Origin of the sequence: Mesorhizobium sp. B2-4-12, from assembly GCF_006441575.1 — a bacterium.
GTDB lineage: Bacteria > Pseudomonadota > Alphaproteobacteria > Rhizobiales > Rhizobiaceae > Mesorhizobium.
Map to the genome: position 1 here is coordinate 1 of NZ_VFVC01000107.1, position 1,113 is coordinate 1,113.

The 1,113-nt window shown below is 63.2% G+C and carries 1 protein-coding gene; it reads right to left on the bottom strand.

Going from position 1 to position 1,113, the window contains the following annotated elements:
• Window positions 1–59: 59 nt before the first annotated feature.
• The coding region (locus FJ934_RS27860) for an integrase core domain-containing protein (protein ID WP_210241981.1) at window positions 60–1,113 on the bottom strand (1,054 nt) is incomplete at its 5' end.

Genomic DNA, 1,113 nt, shown 5'->3' on the forward strand with positions numbered 1-1,113 from the left:
TGTTTGTGCCGGAGACAAGGTGGACAGGTGTTCGGGGACATCGTGGACACATTTTTTCATCATGATGAGACGGGTTGTTTTTGTTGTTGTTTGGGGTGTGGACCCTGTGGGCAAGGCTTAGCGTTGTCCACAAGTCCACAGGCCTCCCTGTCGGTGGAGCGCAGGTCAAGGGTGGCAATCCGATGCGAGCAGTAGTGCACGCTGAAGAGGCCATCCTGGTCAGTGGAGCGAAGTGCCACCAGCTCGCCGCGGAAGGCCTTGCCGATCCGCCAAGGTCGGTTCCTGAAGCTGATGAAGCCATCGCTGTCGACCTTGCGGACCTTGTCACCTGGTCCGTATTCGATCGCGGGCAACACCTCAGGGAAGCAGCGTGGGCTCGGCCGGTACCGCTCGGCCGGCGTCGCCATGTCGAGTGCCTCGTGCGGCCGTTCGTGGTTATAACGCGGACGCCATTGGTCGAAGGCCCGCTGACAATCGGCGAGATCGCCGAAGCTTCGCCCGCTGATCACTTCGGCTTTCAGCGTGCGATGGAAGCGCTCTTCCTTGCCTTGCGTCTGGGGGTGGCGCGGTCGACCGTGCAGGACGCGGATGCCAAGCCGCAACAACCAAACGCTGAACACGGTGTAGGGCTCGCCGCCGGGATCGCTCCACGGCGGGCCGCCATCCATCAGCATCGCCAGCGGCAAACCATAGTGGCGAAAGGCAATCTCCAGCTCCCCGCGCACCGTTCGGCCCTGCTCATTGCCGCAGGCAGAAAGCACCAGGTTGAAGCGCGAATGGTCGTCGAGCGTGGTGAGCGGATGGCAGCGGCCGCTATGGATGGCAAAGTGACCTTTGAAGTCCATTTGCCACAGCTCGTTGGGGGTCTCCCGCTCGAAGCGCTGCCATGGTCCCGGATGTTGCGCCGCTCCAGCCTCCGTCAGCCGCTCGTGACGGCGCAGGATCGCGGTGATCGTGCTTGCCGCCGGGATTTCGAGCTCACTATCCTTCTCCAGCGCCCCCTTGATCTTGCGGCCGCCCCAGACGTTGTTGCTCTTGTCGCGTACCTCCAACACCTTCGCCTCAACCTGCCAAGCGGTGCGCTGCGGACTCGAGTGCGGGCGGCGCGATCGC